Origin of the sequence: Arthrobacter sp. S2(2024) (assembly GCF_036662515.1) — a bacterium.
Taxonomy (GTDB): Bacteria; Actinomycetota; Actinomycetes; order Actinomycetales; family Micrococcaceae; genus Arthrobacter.
Genome location: NZ_JAYKZI010000013.1, coordinates 23,027 through 48,614, shown reverse-complemented (window position 1 = coordinate 48,614; position 25,588 = coordinate 23,027). Strand labels below are relative to the sequence as shown.

Genomic DNA, 25,588 nt, shown 5'->3' with positions numbered 1-25,588 from the left:
GTGGATCGCGCTACGCGTTGCCGCTTTCCAGAAGCTCGAGCGCGTATTGCAGGTCCGCCGGATACTGGCTGGTGACTTCCACCCACTCGCCGGTCCGGGGGTGGTTGAAGCCAAGCCGCCGCGCGTGCAGCCACTGCCGGGTCAGTCCCAGGTTGGCAGCCAAACGCGGGTCCGCCCCATAGGTCAGGTCGCCGGCGCAGGGGTGCCGGAGGGCCGAGAAGTGAACCCGGATCTGGTGTGTCCTGCCTGTCTCAAGATGAATTTCCACGAGGGTCGCCTTGCCATAGGCCTCGAGGACTTCGTAGTGCGTCACGGAGGGACGGCCATCCTCGATCACCGCGAATCGCCAATCATGCCCGGGGTGGCGCCCGATGGGCGCATCTATGGTGCCTTCCAGGGGATCCGGCAGGCCCTGGACCACTGCGTGGTACACCTTGTCCACCGTGCGTTCCTTGAAGGCCCGCTTGAGCACCGTGTAAGCGTGTTCGCTCTTGGCCACGACCATGACTCCCGACGTTCCGACGTCGAGACGGTGGACGATGCCGGCACGTTCAGGCGCGCCTGACGTCGAGATCCGGTATCCCGCACCGGCGAGGCCACCCACCACGGTAGGACCAACCCAACCCGGAGACGGGTGCGCCGCCACGCCGACCGGCTTGTCGATGACGACAAAATCGTCATCGTCCAACAGGATATTCAGGCCTTCCACGACTTCCTCCACGACTTCCAAGGGATCCCTGCGTTCGGGAACGGTGACTTCCAACACGGACCCGGCAATGAGTTTCGCCGATTTGCCCACAGTGTTCGCAGAGACTTTGACATTGCCCTCGGCGATCAACAAGGCGGCCGCGGAGCGGGAGATATCCATCATCTTCGCCAAGCCCGCGTCGGCCCTTGCCCCGCCCAATTCTTCGGGCACTACGAACTGCTCAGACATCGCCCGGAGCCTGTTCTTCCGGCGTGCCGGACTTTGCCGGCGCGGAATCGGCGGAATGATGGCGGGAGCCGTCGAGTCCGACCCCCCGTATGGTCAGCAGGCAGATGATCACGACGCCGGAAACCACCGCGGAGTCGGCGATGTTGAAGATTGCGAAGTTGGGCAACTGGATGAAGTCCACCACGTGGCCCATGGCGAAGGAAGGCTCGCGGAAGAGCCGGTCCGTGAGGTTCCCGAGCGCGCCGCCAAGCAGCAGGCCGAGCGCCAGAGACCACCAGACGGACCCCAGTCGACGCACTTGGAACAGAATCACCACCGAAACGGCGGCCATGACGATCGTGAAGACCCACGTGACGTTTTCCCCGATGGAGAACGCAGCGCCCGAGTTTCGGATGTAGTACCAATGCAGGAGCGGAGGAAGCACAGGGATCCGTTCGCCTTCGACCATGGTGCTGGTGACCCAGAGCTTGGTCAGTTGATCGAAGGCGTAGGCGAACACGACGAAGCCGGCAAAGACCCAAAGCAGTGCCGGACGCCACGTGTGGGCTTTGGTGCGGACCGGCTCCGTGGTGCCGTTCGTTTGTTCTGTGCCGTCAGTCTGTTCTTCGCTCATAGTACTTTCATTCGGTAACCGTGGCTTCTGGCGCCTTAACAGGCGAAAGCCGGTGGCCGAGGAATCCCCAGCCACCGGCTTTCAGAATACTTGCTAGACCTCTGCGGCGGCTTCGCCGACCTCAGGAGCGGCAACTGAGCCGCGGGCATCCAGGTCACGCAGCTGGCCTTCGATGTAGGCCTTCAGGCGGGAGCGGTAGTCGCGCTCGAAGCCGCGGAGCTGCTCCACCTTGCGTTCGAGAACGCTGCGCTGCTGCTCGAGGGCACCGAGGATCTTGCGGGACTTATCCTGCGCGTCGTTGACGAGGCTGGAGGCTTCGATCTGTGCCTCGGCAATGATCTTTTCCTTCTGCTGCTCGCCATCGGCCACGTGCTTGTCGTGCATCTGCTGGGCCATGGCCAGCAGGCCGGCTGCGGACTCGGCGGAAGGAGAGCCTGCGGAAGGTGCAGCCGGGGCCGGAGCGGCGGCAACGGCCGGCTCCTTCTTCTTCTCTGCCTCGGCGGCCTTCGCTTCGGCTTCCGCCTTGGCCTGTGCGTCCTTGTCGGCCTTCACCGGAGCGGGCACCTTCTCGACCACGGGTGCCGATGCTGCGCTGGCAGGGACCGGGTTTCCACCTTCGGCGAGCTTCTTGCGGAGCTCGTCGTTCTCCTGGTTCAAGCGCCTCAGCTCGACGACGATTTCGTCGAGAAAGTCGTCGACCTCGTCCTGGTCGTAGCCTTCGCGGAACTTGGTCGGCTGAAAGCGCTTGTTGACAACGTCTTCTGGCGTCAAAGCCATCTGGTCACCTCGTTGGTCTAGTTAGTCAGTAGGCCTTCCGGCCGTTCAAAACTACGGTACCTAAATATCATCTGATTCCCCCAATTCAACACCATCGTGTTGGGTCGGAGGTTTGCAGCCCACTAGCCGAAGAAAACAGATTGACGGCACATGGACTGCGGAAGAGCTACGCCAGCGAGTAGACGAATCCCATCGCGATGCTGACGACAATAAACACGATCAGAAATGCCAGGTCAAGGGACACCCCACCAAGCTGCAGCGGTGGAATGAGCCGGCGGATCCGTTTCAAGGGCGGATCAGTCACGGAATAGACCACGTGCGCGGCCACCAAGGCGCCACCGCGGGGGCGCCACTGGCGCGCAAACATCTGCACCAGATCGAAAACGAGCCTGATGATGAGGGTGACCAGGAACAGCAGCAATGCAATGTACAAAAGGCCGAAAACTATGCCCACGGGTTAGCTCAGATCTCCTAGTTCGCCATTTTTCCGGTCAGTCCCTCTATTGCAACACAGATGCCAGGCAGATCGCTCTGCCTGGCATCCGGGTTGACCGCGCTAGCTCTGGTTGAAGAACGTTGCTTGCGCTTCGCTGACCTTCTTGTCGTCGCCGAGAACTTCGACGTACGACGGCGACAGCAGGAAAACCTTGCTGGTGACGCGCTCAATGCTGCCGTGGAGTCCGAAGACCAAACCGGCGGAAAAATCGACGAGGCGCTTGGCATCTGCCTCGCCCATGTCCGTGACGTTCATGATCACCGGGATGCCATCCCGGAAACTCTCGCCGATGATCTTGGCGTCATTGTAGGAGCGGGGATGGACAGTGGTGATCTGCCTCAGACCGGAGGCGTCTTCGCGGCTGGACGCCGCACGCTTGATAGGTGTCACGGGTGCGCGGTATTCCTCTTCGGCGACAGGGGGGACTTCACGAACTACTTCACGTACAGGTGCTGGGGCGCGGCGCTCTTCACGATTGTGGTCGACCGACCGGTCCTCGTCCGTGTGCTGCACGTGCTGCTCAGACTCGTAGTGTTCATCGCCATCGGCGAGCCCAAGATAAACCATTGTCTTGCGCAGTGCGCCAGCCATGCTGGACTCCTATCGTGTCTGCAGTGGGCGGGCCGCCCATGACTTGACATCGCTGAAATCCCGGCCCGTCGCTTCCAATACTTTGACGCTACCCCACGCGCGGGCGCGAACCGAGAATATCCGAGCCAATTCGCAGGTGTGTCGCACCGAATTGAACGGCAGCTTCGAGGTCCTGGCTCATCCCGGCGGATACCCCCACGGCGTCCGGATGAAGTCCCCGAAGATCCCGTGAAATGTTGGCGAGTTTCTCGAACGCTTCCTCCGGGGGCGCACCGAGCGGCGCAACCGCCATCACGCCGGCCAGGCGCAGTCCGGCGGCGGTTGCGATGGATTCCGCGAGGCGCTCGACGTCGGACGGAGCGGCACCGCCGCGGTGGGCGCCGCCGTCGTCCTCAAGACTGACCTGGATGTAGCAGTCGAGGTCCGGCCTGCCGGACTCGGACTGTTGCCGCGCAACGGCCTTTGCAAGTGCCTCGGCGAGTTGCGGACGGTCGATCGATTGCACGGAGAACGCGTACTTCACGACGGACTTGGCCTTGTTGCTTTGCAGTTGACCAATGAAGTGCCAACGCACCGGGAGTCCGGCGAGCTCGGCGGACTTCGCGGCCGCCTCTTGGTCCCGGTTTTCGCCGACATCCGTCACGCCAAGTGCCGCCAGCCGCGCTACGTCCGCTGCGGGATGGAACTTGCTGACGACTATCAGTTGCGGCTCTTCGCTTCGCCCGGCGGCCGCGGTTGCCGCCGAAATCCTTTGGCGGACCGCGGAGAGCCGTTCGCGCAGCTCGGCCGTACGCCGATCGCCCGCGGCGCTTTCCGCCGTGGGGAAATCCTCACTCATGCGTCCACACTAAACCTGCAAACCGCCCTGTTTTCTGATTGCGCCGGTACGAGAAGAGCCGGGCGGTCTCGCGCGTGCACTCCCCCGAGTACTCGACCGTGATGTCGAGTGCCTGCAGCTGGGCACGCACACCGGCAGGCAGGTCCAGTGCGGGCGTGCCCCACGAGGTTGTGGACCAGGTTTCCGGAACCGCCGCAGCCACGTCCGTCCGCAGCTGTTCCGGAACTTCGTAGCATTCACCGCAGATGGAAGGGCCCACCCACGCGCTGATGGCCGCCGCGCCGCGGTTTCGCATTTCCACCACAGTGGCCGAAACGATATCGGCGGCAACCCCGGGCCGGCCGGCATGGACCACCGCAAGGACGGGATTGACGTCATCCGGCACTTCGCCCAAGAGCACAACGGGGACACAATCGGCCACCATGACCGCGAGGGGTTGCCCCCTTGACACCATGGCGTCCGCCGTTGGTCCGTCCCCGGGCACGGAGATGAATTCGACGGCTTTTCCGTGGACCTGGTTCATGTATTGGAAACGGCGTCCGCCGAGCCCCGCTGCTGCTTCCAGCCGGGCCCGGCGCACCATGACGTCGTCAGGATTGTCCGCTACGTGCAGTGCAAGGTTGCCGGCATCGTCATCGGAGAAGGCAACCGAAATTCCGGGCCGCACTTCTTTTCGCCACCAAAACACTACTGGCTAACTCTCCTGGGTGGGTTTGAACAGAGCTGCTACTTCAGGAAGTCCGGAACATCGAGGTCGTCGGTGCGGCTTCCCGAAAGGTCCGGTTCGACGACGGCCGGGAGGTCGACGTCGAAGCCCGAGTCGGCGGGCAAGGCGGACGGGCGCTGCTGGCCCCAGTTGCTCAAGCCGGAAGCTCCGACACCGGCGGAAACATGCTGCGGCGCAGAGTAGGCCGGAGCAGCTGTTGGTGCCGCGGGACGGTCCGGAGCGGCAGGGGCCTGGTGCTGACCCGGCTGCTGAGCTGCAGGCTGGTTCATCGAGGGTGAGGTGGCCTTGAGGTCGTCAAAACCGGCGGCGATAACCGTGACGCGCGCCTCGTCACCCAAGGCGTCGTCGATGACGGCACCGAAGATGATGTTGGCTTCGGGGTGGGCCACTTCCTGCACGAGCCTCGCGGCCTCGTTGATCTCGAACAGGCCGAGGTCCGAGCCGCCCTGGATGGAAAGCAGGACGCCGTGGGCGCCGTCGATCGATGCTTCCAGAAGCGGAGAAGCGATGGCGAGTTCGGCGGCCTTGACAGCGCGGTCCTCTCCTCGTGCCGAGCCGATACCCATCAGCGCGGAGCCTGCACCCTGCATGACCGACTTGACGTCGGCGAAGTCGAGGTTGATCAGGCCAGGGGTGGTGATGAGGTCCGTGATGCCCTGGACACCGGACAGAAGTACTTGGTCAGCGGAACGGAAAGCGTCCAGGACGGAGACGTTACGGTCGCTGATGGACAGGAGGCGGTCGTTGGGGATGACGATGAGGGTATCGACTTCGTCGCGCAGGGCGTCGATTCCGGCCTCGGCCGAGCCGGCGCGCCGGCGGCCTTCGAAGGTGAAGGGACGCGTGACGACACCGATGGTCAGTGCGCCGAGCGAGCGTGCGATCCGGGCCACGACGGGGGCGCCGCCGGTTCCGGTGCCGCCGCCTTCGCCTGCGGTGACGAAGACCATGTCGGCTCCGCGGATGACCTCTTCGATCTCGTCGGCGTGGTCCTCGGCTGCCTGGCGTCCGACGTCGGGGTTGGCGCCGGCTCCCAGACCGCGGGTGAGTTCACGTCCGACGTCGAGCTTGACGTCCGCGTCGCTCATGAGGAGAGCCTGGGCATCGGTGTTGATGGCGATGAACTCGACGCCGCGGAGGCCGACTTCGATCATTCGGTTAACTGCATTCACGCCACCGCCGCCGATGCCGACGACCTTGATGACGGCCAAGTAATTCTGCGGTGCTGCCACGTTTCGTGCCCCTTGCTTGTGTCCTATAGCGAAACAGATCGAGTCCAACTTGAATCCTTGGACCTTAACCCTCTAGTTGAAGGTTATAGTTATGTCAAGTAACTCTTAAGTGACGGTATGGGCTATGAATCCGACATTCAATGACCGCCTCCGCGTGTCGTGTGAAAGTCCGAAAAATAGCCCTCTACGTCAGAGAAGTTACTTCCTGAAATGGTCTATTTGGTGAACGGGTGCCTCGGTGCGCTGACATCGTAGACATTCACCGGAACTTTTGGATTGGCGGGAGCCTTGAGCAACGCCTCGAGGACGCGGGCCTTCAGCTCCTTCTCGTCCGCATTCCCCCACACCACGATCTTGCCGTCCGTGAGCTTGAGCTCGACGGCGTCCGGCGACGAGGCCGACGCGTTGGCCATCTTCGCCAGGACATCCGCCGGCAGCGTCGCAAGAACGGCCGTGATCGCCTTGAAGAGATTCTGGTTGGCTCCTTGCCCATCGATGAGCGGCAAGGCAACCGATGCGGGATCGGCCGTTGATCCGAGCTGGACGCCGTCGACGTCAACCAGTGAATAGTTGTCACCGCTCTTGACCAGGGCCACAGGTACCCGCTCCACGATGTGGACCAGGAGTTCCGACGGCGGCCGGGCTTCGGTACTGACTGAACGCACCTGGACGAGGGGCTTGAGCAGCGCGGCGATCTCGGCGTCGTTGATTTGCGGAAGGGGTTTTCCCTTCACCGGTTCGAGTGCCTTCTGGACGCTCCCCGCCTGGAGAAGCTTCGTACCGTCGACCGACACTGTGCGCACGGCGAACACCGGCGAGTAGATCGCCGCAACGATAATTCCGGCGACAAGGGCGACGATGATGGCCAAGGCCGTGAGCACGGTCCTCCGGCGCTTGCGTCCCTTGGGTTCCGGAAAGGCGAGCACGTTGCTGTCCTTCGCACGGGCGGCCTCCGAAGGGCCACCGACGGGATCGTCGAGGCTGCGTTCAGCACTGACGACTCCGGGCCGGGTGCCCGCCTGCGGCTTGAAAGTCGGCTTCCGGGTGTCAGCCACCCAACAGCTCCACGATCCGGGGCCCGTATGCCGTGACGTCACCGGCTCCGACGGTGAGGACGATGTCGCCCTCGCCGGCCGCGGAGAGAACCGCGTCCAGCGCTTCCTGCCCGCCGGCAACGAGCCTGCCGCTCTTGAGGCGCCCTGTGATCAGGGTGCTCGTGACCCCGGGAATGGGATCCTCGCGGGCAGGGTAGATATCCAGCACGAGGGCCGTATCCGCCTCGCCAAGCGCTTCAGCAAACTGCTCCGCGAATTCGCGCGTGCGGGAAAACAGATGTGGCTGGAAGAGCACATGCACCTTGTTGCCGCCTGCGACGGAGCGGGCAGCGGACAAGGCGGCCCGGACCTCCGTGGGGTGGTGGGCGTAGTCGTCGTAGACACGCACGCCCCTCCCCTGCCCCTTGAACTCGAATCGCCGCGAGGCTCCGGTGAAATGGCCGAGGGCGGCCGCGGCAACCCCGGGCGCCACGCCGAGCTCGACGGCGACGCCGAACGCGGCCGCCGCGTTCAAGGCGTTGTGCCTCCCGGGCACTTGGAGGTCGAGCCGGTATTCCTGTCCGCCCACGGAGACCCTGACGTCGCCGGGTCCCCCGTCGCGCAGCCGGATATCGGCGTCCTCCGCGGTCCCGTAGCTCAGTACCCGGGTATTGCCTGCGGCGCGGGTCCGTTCCGCGAGGGCCCGGGCGCCGTCGTCGTCCGCGCAGGCGAAAAGCACGCCGTTGGCGGGCAGGAGTGCCGCGAAACTGTCGAAGGAGGCGTAGACGGCCTCAGGCGTGCCGTAGTAGTCCAGGTGGTCGGCCTCGACGTTGGTGACGACGGCGATGAGGGGCCGGTAGTTGAGGAAGGAACCGTCCGATTCGTCGGCTTCGGCAACGAAGATATCCGAGGCGCCGTGCGCGGCGTTGACACCGAGGGCGGGTACGTTGGCGCCGATGGCGAACGACGGATCCAGGCCCGCTTCCTTGAGCAACACGGCAACCATTGACGTGGTGGTGGATTTGCCGTGCGTCCCGGCCACGGTCACCACGCGGTCGGCGCCCATGGTTGCTGCGAGGGCCTCGGAGCGGTGGAGCACCGGCAGGCCGGCCGCCCGGGCCGCTTCCAGCTCCGGATTGTCCGCCCTGATGGCCGAACCGGCGACGACGGTCTGGGCGTCACGAAGATTTCCTGCGGCGTAGCCCACAGCGATCCGCGCCCCGGCCGACTGGAGGTCCTGCATGACGGGCAGGTCCTTGGCGTCGGAACCGCTCACGGGAACGCCCCTGGCCACCATGATGCGTGCGACGGCGGACATGCCCACGCCGCCGATGCCGATGAAATGGACCCTGCCGAGGGAATTGATGTCTGCGAGGGGCTGGGTCATTCGGATACCGCTTCCAAGACGAGATCAGCCATCCGCTGATCAGCATTTCTGATGCCAAGTTCCTTTGCCTTGCTGGCCATGGCCTCAAGGCGGGCTTGATCCGTGAGCAAGGGAATCAACTCGGCTTTGAGCCATTCCGCGGTCAAGGCCCGGTCGTCGACCAGAAGCGCTGCCCCGGCCTTGACCAGTGCGGAGGCGTTCATTGCCTGCTCGCCGTTTCCGATGGGCAGTGGAACGAAGACTGCCGGGAGCCCGACGGCGGCCACCTCACTGACGGTTGCCGCGCCGGATCGGGCAAGGAGGACGTCTGCTGCCGCGTAGACGTTTTCCATGCCGTCGACGTACTCCACCTGGTGGTAGCCGTCGGCAGCCAGGGGGGCGCCGTCGTCGTTCGTCACTGCCTTGCCCCGGCCGGTGATGTGCAGTGTCTGGATACCGGCATCCGCCAAAGCGGCGACGGCACCGGCGATGGTGCGGTTGATGCTCTGGGCGCCCGAGGAACCGCCCGTCACGATGAGTGCTGGCTGTCCGGCGTCCAGGCCAAGCGACTGCCGGGCATCCGCGCGCCAGGCCGCCCGGTCCAAACCGGCGATGGCCTTGCGCATGGGCATCCCGACATGGCGGGCGTGCCGTAGCCGGGTTTCCGGGAAGGCCACGCCCACGTGCTTGGTGAACATGGCTCCTACCCGGTTGGCAAGCCCGGCGCGCGTGTTGGCCTCGTGGATGACGATGGGGATCCTGCGACGCCAGGCCGCGAGGTACATGGGAGTGCAGACATAGCCGCCGACGCCGAGGAGGACGTCGGCCTGTGCGTCGTCCAGGATGCGACCGGCTTGCTTGACGGCCGCCGCGAGCCTGCCGGGCAGTTTGAGCAGATCCGCGGAAGGCTTGCGGGGAAAGGGAACCCGGTCAATCGTGGCCAGCTCGTAGCCGGCGGCCGGCACGAGGCGCGTTTCCATGCCGTTGGGCGTGCCGACGGCAAGGATCTTCGCGTCCGGCCGCAGCGACTTGATGGCGTCGGCGATGGCAAGCAGGGGGCTGATGTGTCCGGCGGTCCCGCCGCCGGCGAGGACCACGGAGAGGGGCTTGGGCTGGGAATTCATGGAGTGCTATGTACGCTTTCGTGCAGTTTTCGCAAATCGCCAGCGCGGCTTGGAACGGCTGGCAGGAGCCATTTGGGCGCGGGCCAAAGACAACACTACGCCCACGCCACATAGCGACATCACCAACGCTGAACCGCCATAGGAAATGAAAGGCAGAGGAACGCCGATCACGGGGAGCAACCCTGCCACCATGGCCATGTTGATCGCGGCCTGTCCAAGCATCCACGCCATGATCGAGCCGCCGAGCACCCGGGCGAACAAGTCTTCCTGGTGGCTGACGACCCGGTAGATCGCAACCGCGAGCAAGGCAAAAAGCACCAGGACCACGATCGTCCCCACAAGCCCGAGTTCTTCCCCGATGACAGCGAAGATGAAGTCGTTGTGGGCTTCGGGAATCCACTGGTATTTTTGCCGGCTCTGGCCGAGTCCGACACCAAGCCAACCTCCCGAAGCAAGGGCGCTGAGCCCCTGTTCGCTCTGGAAGCCGATGTCGCTCGCCCCCGCGCAGCTCTGCCCCATCCATGAGGTGATCCGGCACATCCGGTTTCCACTCGTGAACGCCAGGATCAGGGCGGCAGCTGCGGCAACTCCGCCGGCCGCAGCGAAGAGCCTCAAGTTGACGCCGCCGAAAAACAATCCGGCAGCCATGATGAGCATGACCACCAGGGAGGTTCCGAGGTCATGTCCGAGGACAATCAAGGTGATGATGGCGCCGGAGACCGGAACGACCGGGATCAGCGCGTGCGTCCACTTGTCCAGAAGTTTTGCTTTGACGGAAAGAACCGTGGCCATCCAGAGCACCAGCGCGAACTTGGCGAACTCCGATGGCTGGAAGGTGAAGCCGCCGATCTCGATCCAGTTCTGGTTGCCCAGCACACGTTTGCCGATGACCAGAACCAGCACCAGCAAGGCGCCGGCAAGAATGATCGAGGGCCACGCGAATCGCTTGAGCCACAGGACATTGACCCTCGAAAGCACCAGCATCGCGACGATGCCGATAGCGGCGAACATGCCTTGCTTAGTGGCGATGGAGTATGGGGATTCGCCGGCCGCAATCGCTTCGACGCTCGACGCCGACAGGACCATGATGATCCCGATGGCCGTCAGCGCAAGCGAAGCACCAAGAATCAAGTAGTAGGTTGACCCACCGCTCGATTTACCGCTTCCCTCGAGAGTCGACCAAAACCCGGAAATCCCCGAGCGGATGCGGGACGGCAGCGAAGCCCGCCCAACGCCTCCCGCGCGTCCGGCGGGGTCTGCCTTGCCGGCCCGGGTCCGCCCGGGCCCGCTGCGCGTGGGCGTGCTGACCATTGTTACTCCTCGGTGGTCTGTGCCTGGCCTTCCACAAGCTCGCGCACTGCCCGGATGAAAGCATCGCCACGGTGAGCGTAGGAAGAGAACTGGTCCATGGAGGCAGCCGCCGGGGCCATCAGCACCGTATCGCCGGACTCGGCGATACTTGCTGCCGACTCGACAGCGTGGGCCATCACGGTGTCGCCGAAGATCGGAGACGGTTCCGCGGCGGTACCAGCTGAATCGGCGGACTGCACCATTTCAGTGTCGCCCTTGGGCTGCCCGATTACGGGCACATCCGCTGCGTGTCGCTTGAGGGAGGCTTCCAGGTCCGCGGTGTCGGAGCCGATCAGCACCACTGCCTTGAGCCTGTGCGCGTTGTTTTCGACCAACTCGTCATAGTTGACGCCCTTGGAGAGACCGCCGGCGATCCAGACGACCTTGTCGAACGCCGACAGGGCAGCGGAAGCTGCGTGCGGATTGGTCGCCTTGGAGTCGTTGACCCAGAGCACGCCGTTCTGCTTGGCCACAGGCTGGATGCGGTGGTCTCCGGGGAGGTAGTTCCTGAGCCCGTCCCGCACTGCGGCCGGTTCGACGCCGTAGGCGCGCACCAGCGCGGCGGCGGCCAGCGCGTTCGCAACCATGTGTCGCGGCGCGGCCGGGCCCAGGTCCGCCAGGGACGCGAGTTCCTCTGCTGAACTCTTGCGCTCTTCGATGAACGCGCGGTCCACGAGCAAGCCCTCGACGACGCCGAGCATGCTGACCGCCGGAGTCAGGGTGGTGAAACCGATCGCCCGGCAACCTTCGACCACGTCGGCGTTTTCCACCATGCGTTCGGTCTCGATCTGCTCGGCGTTGTAGATACACGCCTTCTGCGTGTTCTCGAAGATTTTTGCCTTGTCCGCGAGGTAGGACTCGTAGGAGCCGTGCCAGTCGACGTGGTCCTCGGCGACATTGAGGCAGACGCTCGCCACCGGGGAGAGCGACTCGATCCAGTGCAATTGGAAGCTGGAAAGCTCAACAGCGAAGGCGTCGTACTCCACTGGGTCACGGAGTGCGTCCAGGATGGGCGTGCCTACATTCCCCACGGCGATTGCCTTGAGCCCCGCTGCCTGCAGCATCGCCTCGGTCATGCCCACCGTGGTGGTCTTGCCGTTCGTACCCGTGATGGTGAGCCAGTCCGCCGTCTTGCGGCCCTGGCGTTCGCGCACCCGCCAAGCGAGTTCGACGTCGCCCCACACCGGTACGTGGGCCCTTTTGGCAGCTGCCAGGAGGGACTGGTCCGGGCGCCAGCCCGGCGACGTCACGACGAGCTCGGCCTTTTCACCGTCGACCCGGGGCAGCGTTTTGACTGCATCTTGGCCGAGGAGGACGTCGGCTGCGCCGACGATCTTCAAGGTGTCCGCCTGCGCGAGGGCCTTGGCGCTCGTCGCCGCGTCGACAACCACCACGCGTGCGCCCAGTTCGATCAAGGTATCGGCGGCCGCGAATCCGGACACACCGATGCCGGTCACGACGACACGGAGGCCCTTCCAGTCGGAATCCCAACTGACGAGGTCCTTGAGCCGGTCATTGGCAGAAGGCTTGGTTTGAGGACTTGCGCTCACAGCAGCACCACCCATTCAGCATAGAAAATCCCAAGGCCTGCGGCCACGAATAGTCCACAAAGAATCCAGAATCGGACAACCACCGTGATTTCGGCCCAACCCTTGAGTTCGAAATGATGCTGAAGTGGGGCCATCTTGAAGACCCGCTTACCCTTGGTGACCTTGAAGTAGCCCACCTGGATGATGACCGACAGCGTGATGAGGACGAAGAGCCCGCCGATGATGCCCAAAAGAAGTTCCGTGCGGGAGAGGATCGCAAAGCCGGCCACGGCACCGCCGATTGCCAGGGAACCGGTGTCGCCCATGAAGATCTTCGCCGGGGACGTGTTCCACCAGAGGAAGCCCACTAACGCGGCACTGCAAATAGCTGCCAGCAACGCCAGATCGAGCGGGTCGCGGACCGAATAGCAACCGCTGCCCGCCTCGCGGGGTGAACCGCATGCCTGGTTGTTCTGCCAGATTCCCATGAGTGTGTAGGCTCCGAAGACCATGATGGAGGCACCGGCCGCGAGGCCGTCCAATCCGTCCGTCAGGTTGACGCCGTTGGTTGCCGCAGTGACGATCAGGTTCGACCAGATGACGAACAGGATGGCTCCGAGGACGGTGCCCCCGAAGGCCAGGTTCAGCCAGGGAATGTCCCGCACAAGCGAAATATGCGTGGAGGCCGGCGTGATTCCCTGCGAGTCGGGGAAGTTCAGGACGAGCACTGCGAAGACAATGCCGACAAACGCTTGGAGAATCAGCTTCGCCTTGGCGTTGAGTCCGAGGCTGCGCTGCTTGGAAATCTTGATGAAATCGTCGAGGAAACCAACGAATCCCATACCGACCATCAGGAACAACAAGAGCAGACCCGAGGCGGACGGGCCCGGTGATCGCGGGTTCATCATCCACATGATCAGGTGGGTCAACCCGTAGCTGATGAGCACCGCGGCCACCACGACTGTCCCGCCCATCGTGGGGGTACCACGCTTGGTGTGGTGGGAGGTGGGTCCATCGTCGCGGATGAACTGGCCGTATCCCTTGGTGACGAGGAACCGGATGAAGAGTGGCGTGCCAACCAGGGCCACCAGGAGGGCGACGCCCGCGCCGATCAACAGTGCAATCACAGCAGCTCGTTCCCTTCATTGGCGGCAGTTGCAGCCGCGGTGTTCGCACTCGTACCGGTCTGTGGAGGTAATGCTATCCGATCCCCCAAATGCCTTAGGCCGACCCCGTTCGAGGACTTGAAAAGCACCAAGTCGCCCGGTTTGAGCTCAGCCTGCAGCAGTTCGTAGGCCTCGTCGGCCGTTTCGGTGAAGATGCACTCGTCGCCCCAGGAGCCTTCCTGGATCGCGGAAACATACAGCGCCCGGGCTTCCCGGCCAACCACCACGAGCCTGGAAATGTTCAAGCGGACCACTTGCGTACCCACAGCCGTGTGTTCGCGGATGGAATCTTCGCCGAGTTCCAACATCGCGCCAAGCACTGCCCACGTGCGGCGTCCCTGCCCGAGGTCGGCGAGGGTGCGCAATGCTGCGCGCATGGATTCCGGATTCGCGTTGTACGCGTCGTTGATGATGGTGACGCCGTCCGCGCGCTCAGTGCGTTCCATCCGCCACCGGCTGGCGGGCGACTGCTCGCTCAGCGACTCGGCGATCCCGGCCGCAGGGAGGCCAGCCGCGAACGCGGCGGCCGCAGCGGCAAGCAGGTTGGTGATGTGGTGCGCACCGATGAGCTTGCTGTGGACGGGATGGGGAGCCCCGCCGTCGGGCAGGAAGAGCTCGAATTCCGGGTGGCCGTTTTCGTCGATATCCGCGTTCCGGGCCTCGACTGCGGAGCCGGGAATGCCGGTAGCGGTGGTTCCGAGCACTGTGGCCTGGGTGCGGGAGACCATGGCGGCGACCCGCGCGTCGTCGAGGTTGATGACGGCGGTTCCGTCCCGCCCCAGCGCCTCTACGAGTTCGCCCTTGGCCTTCGCGATGTTCTCCACGCCACCAAACTCGCCGGCGTGGGCGGTGCCGACGCACAGAACGACGCCGATGTCCGGTTGGACCATCTCGGCGAGGTATTTGATGTGGCCAATCCCGGTTGCTCCCATTTCGATCACCAGGTAGCGGGTGCCCGCATCGGCTCCGAACACGGTGAGCGGCACGCCGACTTCACCGTTGTACGAACCCTGCGGAGCCACCGTGGCACCGGCCCGGGAAAGAATGCCCGCGAGCAGGTCCTTGGTGGTGGTCTTGCCCGCTGAGCCCGTGATGCCGATGACAGTGAAGGGCTCTCCCTGGGCCGCACGTTCGGCACGGATGCGGCGCACGGACTCCGCAGCCAGGGCACCCATGGCGATCACGGCGTCATCGACGACGACGGCGGGGTATGGCCGGCCGTCGTCGTCGGAAACGTCGCGCTCGGTCAGCGCCAGGACAGCCCCGCGTTCAAAGGCGGCGCCCACATAGGCGTGGCCGTCGGCGTTCTCTCCGGGCTTGGCCACGTACAACGATCCAGCGGCCGCCTCACGGGAGTCGGTAACGACGGACGCCGGGACAATGCCCGGGTCCGCTGCCAATCGGCCATGGGTAATATCGGCGATCTCCGCCGCAGTAAGTGCAATCATCTCGGTCTAGGACTCTATCCGCTCGTCCGTGGAAACCTTGAATCCCCTGGCTGTCAAGGCCGCCCGCAGTTCCACCCGGTCGTCGAGGGAGAGGTTGACGCCCTTCACTTCCTGCCACACCTCGTGGCCGCGGCCGGCGACCAGGATGGTGTCCTTCTCAGTGGCCAGTTCCACGGCTTGGCGGATGGCGACGTCCCGGGGGTACGCTTCCACGATCTCGCAGTCAAGGTCTTCCGACTCGCGGGCGGCACGGGCCCCAGCGATGACTTCCGAACGGATCGCAGCAGCGTCTTCATCATGGGGATCGTCGTCGCTGACAATCACGACGTCGGCGAGCCGGGCGGCTATGGCGCCCATGGTCGGCCGCTTGCCCTGGTCGCGCTGTCCTGTGGCGCCGAATACGACGATCACGCGGGATTCGGGGGCCTGCGGGCGCACGGCCTTGAGGGCCCTCGCCAGCGCGTCCGGGTTGTGCGCGAAATCGACGACGGCAGCCGGGGCATCCGAGATCAGCTGCATCCGGCCGGGTACGGAAACGGTGAAGGGATCGTGCCCGTCGAGAGCCGCCTGCAGTGCCGACGGCTCGATGCCGGAGTCAAGCACCATAATGGTGGCCAGCGCCGCGTTGGCGACGTTGAAGTCCCCTGGCAATCCTGTATGGACGCGCAGGACCGTTCCGTCGCGGTGGCGCAATTCGAAGTCCGTTCCAAGCCCGCGCGGCTTGGCCGACTCCACCGTCCAGTCGGCTCGGCCCCCGGGGGTGGCCGACAGCGTGGTTACGGGAATTCCCGCCTCATCGGCCAGCTGGCGCCCCCACGGATCGTCCACGGTCACTACGGCCCGCCGTGCGCGCGCGCTCGTGAACAGCTCCGCCTTGGTCCGGAAGTACTCGTCCATGCTTCCGTGGAGATCGAGGTGGTCCTGTGTCAGGTTGGTGAAGCCGGCAACGTCGAACGTCACCGAGTCGACCCTGTGGAACGACAGGGCATGGGAGGAGACCTCCATGGAAGCCGCTTCCAGCCCGCGTTCGCGCATGAGGGCGAGCAAGGCATGGACATCCGTTGATTCCGGCGTGGTCAGCAGGCTCGGGATGGCCTCACCCCCCGCAAGAATTTCAATCGTCCCGATCAATCCCGGGTTCATGCCCAAGGCGCGGAGCAGGGAGTTGATGAAATACGTCGTCGTCGTCTTGCCGTTCGTACCGGTTACACCGAAAAGCGTCGGCGAAACCCCATCCAGTGGTTGGCTTCGATAAACGAGGGCCGCGAGTGAACCGACGGCTGCGCGGGGATTGCCGACGATCAGAACGGGAACAGCAAGATCCTCAAGGGCCAATTGACGTGCGCCGTCCCCATCGGTCAAGACGGCCACGGCACCGGCTGCCACCGCTTGGCTGACAAAGTCGGCCCCGTGGCGCGTGGCACCGGGCAGCGCCAGGTACAAGTCTCCCGGCTCCACGGTGCGCGAGTTGAGGGACACACCCGTCACCGACGTGGCGGCGGAGTCCGGCGGCAGCGCGATTCCGAGGGACGAGGCGACAGCTTCCAGGGGAACAGGCGCCACGACGGCTGGACGGAAGCCGGGTTTGTCGGTAGCCGGCGGATTCCCTGTAGGGATCGATACGGCATCATTCTGCTCTGACAAGGTGGTCTCCGTTGGTACTCGTAAAACTGGCCGCACGGGAACCCTCTGGGCTCCCGCGAACGGCATGGTTGGATCGAAATGTGGCCGGACAGATGCCCAACAAGCTTACTTGGCGAAACTGAACTACTTGCCGTGCTGGCCCTATTTGGCGTACTGGGGGAACCGCGCCGGCGTGCCGGTGGACGGCGGGACGTTGTAGGTACGCAGGACCTGGCCCATGACCGAGCGGAAAATCGGTCCTTGGGTGATGCCGTAAATGCTGCCCTTGGGCCGCTGGAGGACAACCTCCACGATGAAGCGCGGATTGTCCATCGGCGCCATGCCCACGATCGACGCGGTGTAGCCATCGAAGCCAGGGAGGCCATCTTCACGCGGTGCCTGGGACGTACCTGTCTTGGCGCCCACCCGGTATCCGTCGATGGCGGCATCTTTCACTTCGCCCATGGTGACGTTGCTCTCCAGGATGTCCCGCACTTGCTGCGCGGTTTCCTTGGTAACGACTTGCTGGGAATCCTTGGCAGGCACTTTCTCCTCGGCTCCGTCGGCTCCGACGTAGCCGTCGATTAGCCGCGGTTGCAGCATCACGCCGTCGTTGGCAATGCTTTGGTACGCCCGGACGGTCTGCAGCGTTGACTGTGAAACGCCTTGGCCGAACAGCACGGTGTACTGCTGGCGGTCATCCCATTGATCGGGCTTGGCCAGGATGCCTGAGGTTTCGGCGGGAAGGCCAATGTCCGGAGCTTGCCCGATACCGAAGCGGGTGAGGTAGTCGTAACGCTGTTGCTTGCTCAGGCGGCTGCCGATCATCACGGTACCTGTGTTCATCGAATATCCAAGGATGCCGGCAAGGGTCCTCTGCTCGGTTCCATGGTCGAACGCATCGGTAAAAGTCTGACCGTCGATGGTCAAAGCCGGCGGAATGGTGACAGTGTCCAGCGGGCTGGACTTTCCTTCATTGATCGCGGCCGACGCCGTGATCATCTTTTCCACCGAGCCAGGCTCGTAGGCAGCCGTCACTGACCGCACGCCGCGGTCCGCGGCCGCCACTTTGCCCGGGTCGTTGGGATCCGGGGCATTCGTGTCCGCCATCGCAATGAGGTTCCCGGTCTTGATGTCCTCGACGACGATCGATCCCCACTCGGCATTGAGCTGGTTGACCTGGGTCTGGATGGCCTGCTGCGCAAAGTACTGGATGTCCGTGTTCAGCGTCAGCTTGACGTCTTTGCCGTTGACGGCCGGGGTCAGCAGATCGGTTGCCACGGGGATACGGAGGCCGTCGGCGCCGATCTCAAAGACGCGTTTGCCGTCTTTGCCGCGCAGGAGGTCGTCCTGGGTCTGCTCAAGTCCGGCTTGGCCCGTGGTGCCATCTTTGAGGAAGCCGATAATGCCACCCGCGACGCTGCCGTTTGGATAGACGCGCTTGCTGATGCCCTCGGAGACGATACCGGGGATATGCAGTTGGGAAATCCGGTCTTCGAGATCGGGCTTCACTTCCTTGGCCACGATGTTGTATTTCTTGTCGCCGGTCACTGCCTGCGTTACCTGGTTGACGTCCATGCCCAGGGCGCTGGAAAGTTCTGCTATCCCTTGGGTCCTCGAGATCGTGTCGATGGCTTGGGTTTGCGTGTTGTAGCGCGAAAACTCAGAGGTGTTGGTGTTGACGGTCTGGTCAACCACGATGTTGTAGCGGATCACGCTGCTGGCCAGCACGGTGCCGTTGGCGTCAAGGATCTTGCCGCGTTCGGCGGGCAGGACGGTGGTGGTCAGCCGGTTGTTGTAAGCAGCCTCGGCCATTCCGCCGACGTCGAGTCCCTGGACCAGGAACAGCTTGCCCCCAACCACCAGCAACAACGTCAGCATGATTCCGAGGCCGAGGCGCAGGCGCTTCTTCGCCGCCGGCGTTCTCTTGTTCTTCGATTTGCCGGTATTTTGCACCACGTCGATTCCTTGCTGCTTGCCTTGCTGTTTACCTGAAATCAGGTCGGCTGGACGCTACTGCCCGGGTACCTTCTGCTGTGGAGCGGGGACCGAACCACCGTGGAGATCCACAACCGGCGGCTTGGGTGCCGCAGGAGCCACGGGCGCCTGCGGTTTGGCCGGCGTGGAGTCGGCGGCCCCGTTGGGCTTGCGGCTGTCCAGTGAATCGTTCTTGGCGGGTGCCGAAGGTGTGACGCTCGACTGGCCTGCGACCGCAGGGGCAGCGATGACGGCACCGGGATTCTGTCCCTTGGTTGCCGGCGTGGCCTTTCCTGTGACTGTCAAGTTGTCCAGATCGATCTGTCCCGTGGCAGTGGAAGCTACCATTCCCAATTCTGCGGCCTTGGCGGCAAGATTCTGGGGAGCCTGGTAGTTCTGGACCTGCTGTGTCAGATCCTGGTTCTGCTTGTTCAGGGACGCGGCGTCATTCCTGAGCTTCACAAGGTCGTATTGTGCCGTGGAAACGGAGATGTTGAGCACCAGGACAGTCAACAGGGCTGCCGCCAGCACGCCGAAGCAAAAGACGACGAACGGAGTCCGCCGTCGTCCGGGAACACTCTGTACAAGCGAGAGCGGCGTCCGCGCCTTCCGGGTCGTGTCGCGTTCCGGTCCCCGGGCGGGCAGGGCACGCGCGGTGTTCCCCACCGTGGTCGGCAGGATCTTCGCGGCAGCGGTGCTCATGCTGTTCTCCTCGCTTTGATGCGTTCCACGGCCCGCAGGCGGGCAGATGCCGCACGCGGGTTTTCGGCGATTTCTTCAGGTGTGGGCACTTCCGTGCCCTTGGTCAGGGTCTTGAATTCCGGTTTATGTTCTTCCAGCTCCACGGGGAAGCCGAGCGGGGCCGATGACTTGGACCGGGATTGGAAGACCGATTTGACGATCTTGTCCTCGAGTGAGTGGTACGACATCACTACTACTCGTCCGCCCATTGCCGAGGCCGCGAGAGCGGCAGGCACTGCCCTCTCCAGGACGTCGAGTTCCTCGTTGACTTCAATCCGCAAGGCCTGGAAAGTCCGCTTTGCCGGATGCCCGCCGGACTTCGCAGCGGCCGCAGGAACAACTCCGCGGATCTGCTCGACGAGTTCACCGGTGGTGGCGAAGGGCTTGATCGCCCTCGCCGTGACGATGCGGTTTGCGATCCTGCCGGCGAACTTCTCTTCGCCCCACTTGCGGATAATCCGCACCAGGTCTTCTTCGGAATAGTTGTTGACGACGTCGGCAGCGGTCTGGCCGCGGCTCGTGTCCATCCGCATATCCAGCGGGGCGTCGTAGGAGTAGGCAAAGCCGCGCTCCCGCTCGTCCAATTGGAGGGAAGACACACCCAGATCCATGAGGATGCCGTGCACTTCCGGGATTCCGAGGTCTGCGATGACATCTTCGATTTCGTCGTAGACGGCATGTACCAGGTCGGTGCGGGCCGCGAAGGGTCGCAGGCGCTCACCGGCGAGGGCCAAGGCCTCTTCGTCCCGGTCTATCCCAACAAGATGCAGATCGGGGAACCGCTGGAGCATCGCTTCGGAGTGGCCACCCATTCCCAGCGTGGCGTCGATGACGACGGGCGTTTCGCCACGGTTGCGGGCGGCCTCAAAACCTGGTGCCAACAAATTGATGCACCGGTCCTTCAGGACCGGTACATGTCGCTCCGAGGTGGGTTTTGGCGCGTCGTGCTCCTCCATGCGGCCTCCTCAGAGCTGAATCGTTCGTCTGTCAGTCGGGCGGGTCGCTTCTTGAGCCGGATCCCCATCCGCGCCTATCGCAGCGTCCGCCTGGCTCCGGGGAAGGTGAGCCAGGAAAACTATGTGATGGGCGGCTGGAGATCCCGTCCAAGAAGCATTGCTGCTTCCTGTCCCGGTTTCTAAATGAATCCGGGAAGGTTGTCGTCGTCGGTCTCCGAGAAGGCGGCTTCCTTCTCGGCCAGGTACTCATCCCAAGCCTGGGCATCCCAGATCTCCGCACGGGTTCCGGCGCCAATGACCGCCAATTCCCGCTCAAGACCTGCGTAGCTCCGGAGCGCCGGCGGAATCGTCACGCGCCCCTGCTTGTCAGGTACCTCGTCAGAGGCTCCGGACAGGAAAACCCGGATGTAGTCACGTGACTGCTTGGAGGAGATGGGGGCCTCCCGCATGGACTCGTGAATACGTTCGAATTCCCGCTGGCTGAAGACGTAGATGCAACGCTCCTGGCCCCTTGTGAGCACCAAGCCGTCAGCAAGTTCCTCGCGGAACTTGGCGGGAAGGATGATCCGGCCCTTTTCGTCCAGACGGGGAGAATGCGTGCCAAGAAACACTGGCCCACCGCCCCCATCCGTAAAGGTGCCCGTACCTGCCCCACGCCGCCACTACCCTCTTACTCGCTCCACTTTACTCCACAAGCCCCCACAGTCAACGCAATCCGGCGTGTTTCTGCCCCACATTCGAATGCAGGAGCCTGAAAACGCGTGGATCTCAGGGGTGGTTGGTCGTGGAGGAGACTTTGCGGCGGCGCTGCAGGGAAACGCACGACGGCGGCATGGAAGTCGCGCCTATGGGCTCGCTCGCGGTGCGAGCGCGGCGTTAAATGCGAAAAGACCCGATATTCGGGTCTTTTCGCAATCAGGCCGGAGCCTGGTGGTGCAATGTGGAGGACTCGGCTTCCGAGTGGAGGCCAAGCCCCTTGGTGGAGCGCTCAGCTCTCCTCGCCGCGGCGGCGCTCGTCCCAGCGTTCTTCGAGGTTGCTCATGAACGAGTTCTTCGACTTGCCCGGCTTGGCGCTCTTCGACTTCCCGCCGGCTGCCCTTCTCAGGGTGGCAAAGTAGACGCCGGCGCCCATCACGATGAAGCCCAGCACGCCAAGGAAGATGTTCTGCAAGGACACACCTACCAACAACAAGAGAATTCCGGCGATAGTGCCTAGAACGCCAATAACGATGTGCCTGGTCGACCATGAACGAATGGGGTCAGAGCCCATTGAATTGGCAAACTTCGGATCGTCCTCATGCAGTTGCTTCTCGAGTTGCTCGAGGAGCTTCTGTTCGTGCTCCGATAGGGGCATCGCGACCTCCTTTAGTCGGCCAGCGTCTGGATACGCCGCGGCCGTTGCCTCTGTTCCCTTGAACGGACGAACCCAAAAAAGGGTTCCCGAAGACCGGGTCTTGTGAACACGGTCTCACGGAACAGACGCAACATGGCAATTTATCCAGACGGTCTAAATCTGTGTATCTCTAGGATAGTTTGTTGGCCGCTGTTCTGAAAGACACGCCGGAGGGCACTCGTGGGCCCTTCGAAGCCTAGGGAGAACCCGGCCTGTCGGGCTCCGCGTGCGGCTCCAAAAGCGTCGCCGGAAGGACAGTCTTGCTGCCGAATCGCTCGGTGACACGGTCAAGCGCCTGTTCAGCCGCCCGCCAGTTGTCGTCCCTGCGATCGAAGCTTAACTGCAGCGAGGCGTGTTCCGCCGCTTCGAGCTGCTCGGCCCGGACTCCTATAAGGCGCACACTCATGGGCCGCTCCCCCAAGGACTCCAGCAACTGGCTCGCCACCTGATAGATCAACTGGGCGCTATCGACCGGCGTATGCATTGTCTTGCTCCGGCTGATTGTCGAAAAATCGGCATAGCGCAACTTCAGCGCGATGGTCCGGGCCAGCATTCCGGCTGTCCGGAGCCGTGACGCGGTTCGGTGGGAGAGCCTCAGCAACTCGCGATGGAGGAGCGCGTCATCCGGGGTGTCGACAGCGAACGTTTCTTCGGAACCTATGCTCTTCTCGAGCCGGATAGGCGTGACCGGCCGGGGATCCAAGCCCATCGACAATCGGTGGACGTGCTCGCCCGAAGCTCCCAGGACCTTTTTCAAGGAAGCAAGCGGCGTGGCCGCAACGTCAGCGACGGTACGGATCCCCAGCCTGGCCAGAACGTCGGCGGTCTTGGCCCCGACTCCCCACAAGGCGTTCACGGGCAGGCTGTGCAAATAGGCTACGGTCTGCCCCTCCTCAATGAGCAGCAGTCCGTCGGGTTTGCAGCGCGTAGATGCGATTTTGGCAACGAACTTGTTGGTGGCTATTCCCACGGACGCAGTGATCCCTAGCTCGGAGGCAACGCGGCTCCGGATCAGATGGCCGATCTGGAGAGGCGGACCAAGCCGCCTGATTGCGCCACCGACATCCAGGAACGCCTCGTCGACGCTCAAGGGCTCCACGAGGTCCGTTATCGATTCGAATATTCCCATCAATTGCCGGGACACCTCGTAGTAGAGGCTATGGCGGGGTTCGATGATGACCGCGTTGGGGCACATCCGCATGGCGTTGGCCATGGGCATGGCAGACTTCACACCGAGCGCGCGCGCTTCGTAGGAGGCGGACAGCACAACGGAGCGATCCACCGGAAAACCGACAATGACGGGTTTCCCCTTGAGTTCAGGCCTGGTGCGCAATTCCACCGAGACAAAGAAGGCATCCATGTCCACGTGGAGGATGCTGGTGCGCCTCAGTTCCCGCAGGGCAGCGGGATCCGGGGCGAATTCCTGTCCGGGGCCCCGCCCGTTGTTCTCTGCTTGTGGTCTCACAAGGAAATCCTATGCCGCGGCACTGGTTACTGGTGGCCGCATCCGGCGCCCTAAACTGGAGGCAGCATCCGGCGTCGTCCCCAGGAGGAAATCCCTGTGAAGCTCTTTGGAAAGCCTCAACCCGTCAGTTTGGCCTTGTTGGCCACGGGCGTCGCGTTGACCATCTCGGCTTGCGGGTCGTCCCCGGCAGGCACGGCATCCCAAGGGGCGGCGCCAACATCGTCCGGGGCGGCCACTGCCTCGGCAAGTCCGGCACAGGCCACCGCGTCCACGGCTGCCTCAGGAGCTTCGGCGGCAGTCGGCTCCCTGGTCCCGGGATTCCCGCAGCAACTGATTCCCTTGATGCCCAAGGCGGCTGTGGAATCCAGCAGCTTCGACAAGAACTCCTCGCCGGCGTCGGTGGCCTTGGTCGGCACCATTGCGTCCCCGTCTGACGCAGTTGTGGCCTTTTATACCTCCGCGCTCACGGCGCAAGGCTTCAAGGAAGTCCCCGGCAGCACCGTGGGAAGTATCAAATCAAAGGATTTCCTGCGTGGCGACAATGAAACAGTGAATATCTCGGTGGTGGAAACCGCGGGCAAATCCACGTTCACCATCGGTGCCAACGTGGCCGCCGGGTCAATCAAGTGACCGCGGAGAGCCTGGGTTCGGAGCAGAGCCGTTTTGTGGCCGATGTCGCCGCCAAACTCAACGGTTTCCTTGGGGTGCAACAAGAAACGATGGCCACCATCTCCCCGGATGTCGCTCCCCTCATGGGTTCAATCACGAGCCTTGTGACCGGTGGCAAACGGCTCCGGGCGTTGATGTGCTACTGGGGGTGGCGGGGTGCCGGAGGTGAGTCCGCACATCCCGACATCATCACGGCCGGCTGCGCTTTGGAACTCTTCCAGGCCGCAGCCCTGATTCACGATGACATCATCGACCGCTCTGATACACGTCGCGGCGGTCCGAGTGTGCACAAGCGGTTCAGCCAGCTCCATGAGGGCGAGGGCTGGGCCCTGGACAGCGAACGATTCGGACACGCGGCCGCGATTCTCACCGGAGACCTCTGCTTGTCGTTCAGCGAGGAGGCGTTCACGGAGATCGGCAGCAGGGCCGCTTCCGGCACGGCTGCGCGGCGGATCTTCAACCTGATGCGCGCCGAGGTCATGGCCGGCCAATACCTGGACATCCTCGAGGAAGTCGCGGGTCCGGTGCGGGACCGCGCGGGTGCCGTCGATCGCGCCCAGTCCATCATCCGTTTCAAGTCGGCGAAGTACTCAACGGAACACCCCTTGGCCCTTGGGGGCGCCTTGGCCGGTGCCAGCGAAGAGCTCCTGCAAGGATATTCCGCTTTCGCGTTGCCCCTTGGTGAAGCATTCCAGCTCCGCGACGACGTTTTGGGAGTGTTCGGGGATCCCGGGACTACGGGGAAGCCCGCGGGAGACGACCTCCGCGAAGGCAAACGGACGGTCCTGGTGGGATTCGCCATCAATCAGGCCGCTGCGGATGATTCGAGCTACATCGATACGATGCTCGGAAGGCAGGACCTTGGAGAGGCCGAGGTCGCCGAAATCAGGCGGATCATTGTGGATTGCGGAGCGCTCGAAGCCACGGAGGCGATGATCGAGGAACTCAGCAACGAAGCTTTCGAGGCCTTGGAACGCCTCCCCCTGGCGGACCTCCCCCTCACCGCGCTCAGGCAGTTGGCCGAAGCCGCCGTCAGCCGGGCCGCGTGAACTCTTTCATAATTCCGCGTTAAGGGCAGTCTAAATACCTGCCTTAAATACATTGGTGCCGATCAGCTTGCTGATCGGCACCACTGTATTTAAGGCAGGCGTCCCTTACCAGGCAAGCGACTGAGCCCTGCGTCGGATTTCAGTTTTGCGCCCTTCGCGGAGCGCGTCGACAGGACGGCCACGCAGCGACTCGTCCGGAGTGAAAAGCCACACGATGAGCTCCTCATCCGTGTACCCGGCATCGCCAAGCACTGCGATGGTGCCCTTCAGGCTATCCACCACATGACCGTCCTGGATAAAGAGGGCAGGAATCGAACGGATGTTGCGTTCGCCCACTCTCACGGCCACCACTGCACGCTCATCCAGAAGACCGTGGACCTTGGTGATTGAAACGTTCAGCAGCTCTGCCACATCGGGCAGCGGCAGCCATTCGGAAACGAGGCTTTCTACATTACTCACGGATCAAGATTGCCACGCCCTCGCGCTT

At 63.5% G+C, this 25,588-nt stretch carries 26 protein-coding genes; 2 read left to right on the top strand and 24 right to left on the bottom strand.

The features are described 5' to 3' along the window. Positions 1 to 10: 10 nt before the first annotated feature. From VLA65_RS18635 to VLA65_RS18525, 23 genes are all read right to left on the bottom strand, one after another. Positions 11 to 937, bottom strand: coding sequence for an RluA family pseudouridine synthase (locus VLA65_RS18635; protein ID WP_284991573.1), 927 nt, complete (start codon positions 935 to 937; stop codon positions 11 to 13). Continuing rightward, the gene (lspA, locus tag VLA65_RS18630; RefSeq protein WP_332603348.1) at positions 930 to 1,550 is read right to left on the bottom strand and encodes a signal peptidase II; all 621 of its coding nucleotides are present in this window, start codon (positions 1,548 to 1,550) and stop codon (positions 930 to 932) included. The genes VLA65_RS18635 and lspA overlap by 8 nt, the downstream gene beginning before the upstream one ends. Before the next feature lie 93 nt (positions 1,551 to 1,643). Next, positions 1,644 to 2,327, bottom strand: a complete 684-nt coding sequence (locus VLA65_RS18625) for a DivIVA domain-containing protein (RefSeq protein ID WP_284991574.1) — start codon at positions 2,325 to 2,327, stop codon at positions 1,644 to 1,646. Between the two features lie 166 nt (positions 2,328 to 2,493). Beyond that, a complete protein-coding gene (locus tag VLA65_RS18620; protein WP_284991575.1) occupies positions 2,494 to 2,781 on the bottom strand; it encodes a YggT family protein in 288 nt (95 codons plus the stop codon). Between the two features lie 102 nt (positions 2,782 to 2,883). Further along, positions 2,884 to 3,414 (bottom strand): cell division protein SepF, encoded by a 531-nt coding sequence (locus VLA65_RS18615; protein ID WP_059389142.1) that lies wholly within the window; start codon positions 3,412 to 3,414, stop codon positions 2,884 to 2,886. An 88-nt stretch (positions 3,415 to 3,502) separates the two neighbouring features. Beyond that, positions 3,503 to 4,252 carry a YggS family pyridoxal phosphate-dependent enzyme gene (locus VLA65_RS18610; protein WP_284991576.1) on the bottom strand — a complete coding sequence of 250 codons (750 nt, stop codon included), beginning with the start codon at positions 4,250 to 4,252 and terminating at the stop codon, positions 3,503 to 3,505. Further along, positions 4,245 to 4,940, bottom strand: a complete 696-nt coding sequence (locus tag VLA65_RS18605) for a polyphenol oxidase family protein (RefSeq protein ID WP_306963720.1) — start codon at positions 4,938 to 4,940, stop codon at positions 4,245 to 4,247. The genes VLA65_RS18610 and VLA65_RS18605 overlap by 8 nt, the downstream gene beginning before the upstream one ends. A 38-nt stretch (positions 4,941 to 4,978) precedes the next feature. Next, a complete protein-coding gene (gene ftsZ, locus VLA65_RS18600; RefSeq protein WP_284991578.1) occupies positions 4,979 to 6,211 on the bottom strand; it encodes a cell division protein FtsZ in 1,233 nt (410 codons plus the stop codon). Between the two features lie 215 nt (positions 6,212 to 6,426). After that, on the bottom strand, positions 6,427 to 7,266 hold the full coding sequence (locus VLA65_RS18595; protein ID WP_059389144.1) for a cell division protein FtsQ/DivIB: 840 nt from the start codon (positions 7,264 to 7,266) through the stop codon (positions 6,427 to 6,429). Further along, positions 7,259 to 8,632 (bottom strand): UDP-N-acetylmuramate--L-alanine ligase, encoded by a 1,374-nt coding sequence (murC, locus tag VLA65_RS18590; RefSeq protein ID WP_332603347.1) that lies wholly within the window; start codon positions 8,630 to 8,632, stop codon positions 7,259 to 7,261. Before murC ends, VLA65_RS18595 begins: the two co-directional genes overlap by 8 nt. Then, positions 8,629 to 9,735, bottom strand: coding sequence for an undecaprenyldiphospho-muramoylpentapeptide beta-N-acetylglucosaminyltransferase (gene murG / locus VLA65_RS18585; protein WP_284991581.1), 1,107 nt, complete (start codon positions 9,733 to 9,735; stop codon positions 8,629 to 8,631). The genes murC and murG overlap by 4 nt, the downstream gene beginning before the upstream one ends. Before the next feature lie 6 nt (positions 9,736 to 9,741). Continuing rightward, on the bottom strand, positions 9,742 to 11,046 hold the full coding sequence (gene ftsW / locus VLA65_RS18580; protein ID WP_284991582.1) for a putative lipid II flippase FtsW: 1,305 nt from the start codon (positions 11,044 to 11,046) through the stop codon (positions 9,742 to 9,744). Between the two features lie 2 nt (positions 11,047 to 11,048). Beyond that, positions 11,049 to 12,650 (bottom strand): UDP-N-acetylmuramoyl-L-alanine--D-glutamate ligase, encoded by a 1,602-nt coding sequence (gene murD / locus VLA65_RS18575; protein WP_332603346.1) that lies wholly within the window; start codon positions 12,648 to 12,650, stop codon positions 11,049 to 11,051. Continuing rightward, a complete protein-coding gene (mraY, locus tag VLA65_RS18570; protein WP_236816883.1) occupies positions 12,632 to 13,741 on the bottom strand; it encodes a phospho-N-acetylmuramoyl-pentapeptide-transferase in 1,110 nt (369 codons plus the stop codon). The genes murD and mraY overlap by 19 nt, the downstream gene beginning before the upstream one ends. Then, the gene (locus VLA65_RS18565) at positions 13,738 to 15,228 is read right to left on the bottom strand and encodes a UDP-N-acetylmuramoyl-tripeptide--D-alanyl-D-alanine ligase (protein ID WP_332603345.1); all 1,491 of its coding nucleotides are present in this window, start codon (positions 15,226 to 15,228) and stop codon (positions 13,738 to 13,740) included. Before VLA65_RS18565 ends, mraY begins: the two co-directional genes overlap by 4 nt. A gap of 6 nt (positions 15,229 to 15,234) precedes the next feature. Next, positions 15,235 to 16,872 carry a UDP-N-acetylmuramoyl-L-alanyl-D-glutamate--2,6-diaminopimelate ligase gene (locus tag VLA65_RS18560; RefSeq protein ID WP_442880332.1) on the bottom strand — a complete coding sequence of 546 codons (1,638 nt, stop codon included), beginning with the start codon at positions 16,870 to 16,872 and terminating at the stop codon, positions 15,235 to 15,237. Between the two features lie 141 nt (positions 16,873 to 17,013). Continuing rightward, entirely contained in the window at positions 17,014 to 18,810 is a 1,797-nt protein-coding gene (locus VLA65_RS18555) for a peptidoglycan D,D-transpeptidase FtsI family protein (RefSeq protein ID WP_307055765.1), read from the bottom strand. A 54-nt stretch (positions 18,811 to 18,864) separates the two neighbouring features. Continuing rightward, positions 18,865 to 19,530: a hypothetical protein gene (locus VLA65_RS18550; RefSeq protein ID WP_306963703.1), complete on the bottom strand. Its 666-nt coding sequence runs from the start codon at positions 19,528 to 19,530 to the stop codon at positions 18,865 to 18,867. Further along, complete coding sequence (gene rsmH / locus VLA65_RS18545; protein ID WP_306963702.1) at positions 19,527 to 20,525, bottom strand: 16S rRNA (cytosine(1402)-N(4))-methyltransferase RsmH; 999 nt, start codon at positions 20,523 to 20,525, stop codon at positions 19,527 to 19,529. Before rsmH ends, VLA65_RS18550 begins: the two co-directional genes overlap by 4 nt. Before the next feature lie 179 nt (positions 20,526 to 20,704). Further along, on the bottom strand, positions 20,705 to 21,136 hold the full coding sequence (gene mraZ, locus VLA65_RS18540) for a division/cell wall cluster transcriptional repressor MraZ (protein WP_059389147.1): 432 nt from the start codon (positions 21,134 to 21,136) through the stop codon (positions 20,705 to 20,707). Between the two features lie 377 nt (positions 21,137 to 21,513). Then, on the bottom strand, positions 21,514 to 21,879 hold the full coding sequence (locus VLA65_RS18535) for a DUF3040 domain-containing protein (protein ID WP_059389148.1): 366 nt from the start codon (positions 21,877 to 21,879) through the stop codon (positions 21,514 to 21,516). Positions 21,880 to 22,114: 235 nt separating this feature from the next. Beyond that, positions 22,115 to 23,317 carry a DNA polymerase IV gene (dinB, locus tag VLA65_RS18530; protein ID WP_253257384.1) on the bottom strand — a complete coding sequence of 401 codons (1,203 nt, stop codon included), beginning with the start codon at positions 23,315 to 23,317 and terminating at the stop codon, positions 22,115 to 22,117. Between the two features lie 182 nt (positions 23,318 to 23,499). Further along, positions 23,500 to 23,763, bottom strand: a complete 264-nt coding sequence (locus tag VLA65_RS18525; protein WP_332603344.1) for a hypothetical protein — start codon at positions 23,761 to 23,763, stop codon at positions 23,500 to 23,502. Between VLA65_RS18525 and VLA65_RS18520 the strand changes: the two genes are divergently transcribed. Both VLA65_RS18520 and VLA65_RS18515 read left to right on the top strand, forming a co-directional pair. Next, positions 23,741 to 24,013, top strand: a complete 273-nt coding sequence (locus VLA65_RS18520; protein ID WP_332603343.1) for a hypothetical protein — start codon at positions 23,741 to 23,743, stop codon at positions 24,011 to 24,013. The two genes, VLA65_RS18525 and VLA65_RS18520, sit on opposite strands and share 23 nt — an antisense overlap. After that, entirely contained in the window at positions 24,010 to 25,101 is a 1,092-nt protein-coding gene (locus VLA65_RS18515) for a polyprenyl synthetase family protein (protein WP_059389150.1), read from the top strand. Before VLA65_RS18520 ends, VLA65_RS18515 begins: the two co-directional genes overlap by 4 nt. Before the next feature lie 105 nt (positions 25,102 to 25,206). Here the strand turns inward: VLA65_RS18515 and VLA65_RS18510 are convergent, their stop codons facing one another. After that, positions 25,207 to 25,560 carry an Rv2175c family DNA-binding protein gene (locus tag VLA65_RS18510; protein ID WP_059389151.1) on the bottom strand — a complete coding sequence of 118 codons (354 nt, stop codon included), beginning with the start codon at positions 25,558 to 25,560 and terminating at the stop codon, positions 25,207 to 25,209. Between the last annotated feature and the right edge of the window lie 28 nt (positions 25,561 to 25,588).

Coding starts and splice junctions, on each gene's coding strand:
- lspA (WP_332603348.1), bottom strand. CDS start 1,550: ATGAGCGAAGAACAGACTGACGGCACAGAACAAACGAACGGCACCACG.
- VLA65_RS18625 (WP_284991574.1), bottom strand. CDS start 2,327: ATGGCTTTGACGCCAGAAGACGTTGTCAACAAGCGCTTTCAGCCGACC.
- VLA65_RS18535 (WP_059389148.1), bottom strand. CDS start 21,879: ATGCCCCTATCGGAGCACGAACAGAAGCTCCTCGAGCAACTCGAGAAG.
- VLA65_RS18635 (WP_284991573.1), bottom strand. CDS start 937: ATGTCTGAGCAGTTCGTAGTGCCCGAAGAATTGGGCGGGGCAAGGGCC.
- VLA65_RS18550 (WP_306963703.1), bottom strand. CDS start 19,530: ATGAGCACCGCTGCCGCGAAGATCCTGCCGACCACGGTGGGGAACACC.
- murG (WP_284991581.1), bottom strand. CDS start 9,735: ATGAATTCCCAGCCCAAGCCCCTCTCCGTGGTCCTCGCCGGCGGCGGG.
- murC (WP_332603347.1), bottom strand. CDS start 8,632: ATGACCCAGCCCCTCGCAGACATCAATTCCCTCGGCAGGGTCCATTTC.
- ftsW (WP_284991582.1), bottom strand. CDS start 11,046: ATGGTCAGCACGCCCACGCGCAGCGGGCCCGGGCGGACCCGGGCCGGC.
- murD (WP_332603346.1), bottom strand. CDS start 12,650: ATGGGTGGTGCTGCTGTGAGCGCAAGTCCTCAAACCAAGCCTTCTGCC.
- VLA65_RS18610 (WP_284991576.1), bottom strand. CDS start 4,252: ATGAGTGAGGATTTCCCCACGGCGGAAAGCGCCGCGGGCGATCGGCGT.
- VLA65_RS18565 (WP_332603345.1), bottom strand. CDS start 15,228: ATGATTGCACTTACTGCGGCGGAGATCGCCGATATTACCCATGGCCGA.
- rsmH (WP_306963702.1), bottom strand. CDS start 20,525: ATGGAGGAGCACGACGCGCCAAAACCCACCTCGGAGCGACATGTACCG.
- VLA65_RS18615 (WP_059389142.1), bottom strand. CDS start 3,414: ATGGCTGGCGCACTGCGCAAGACAATGGTTTATCTTGGGCTCGCCGAT.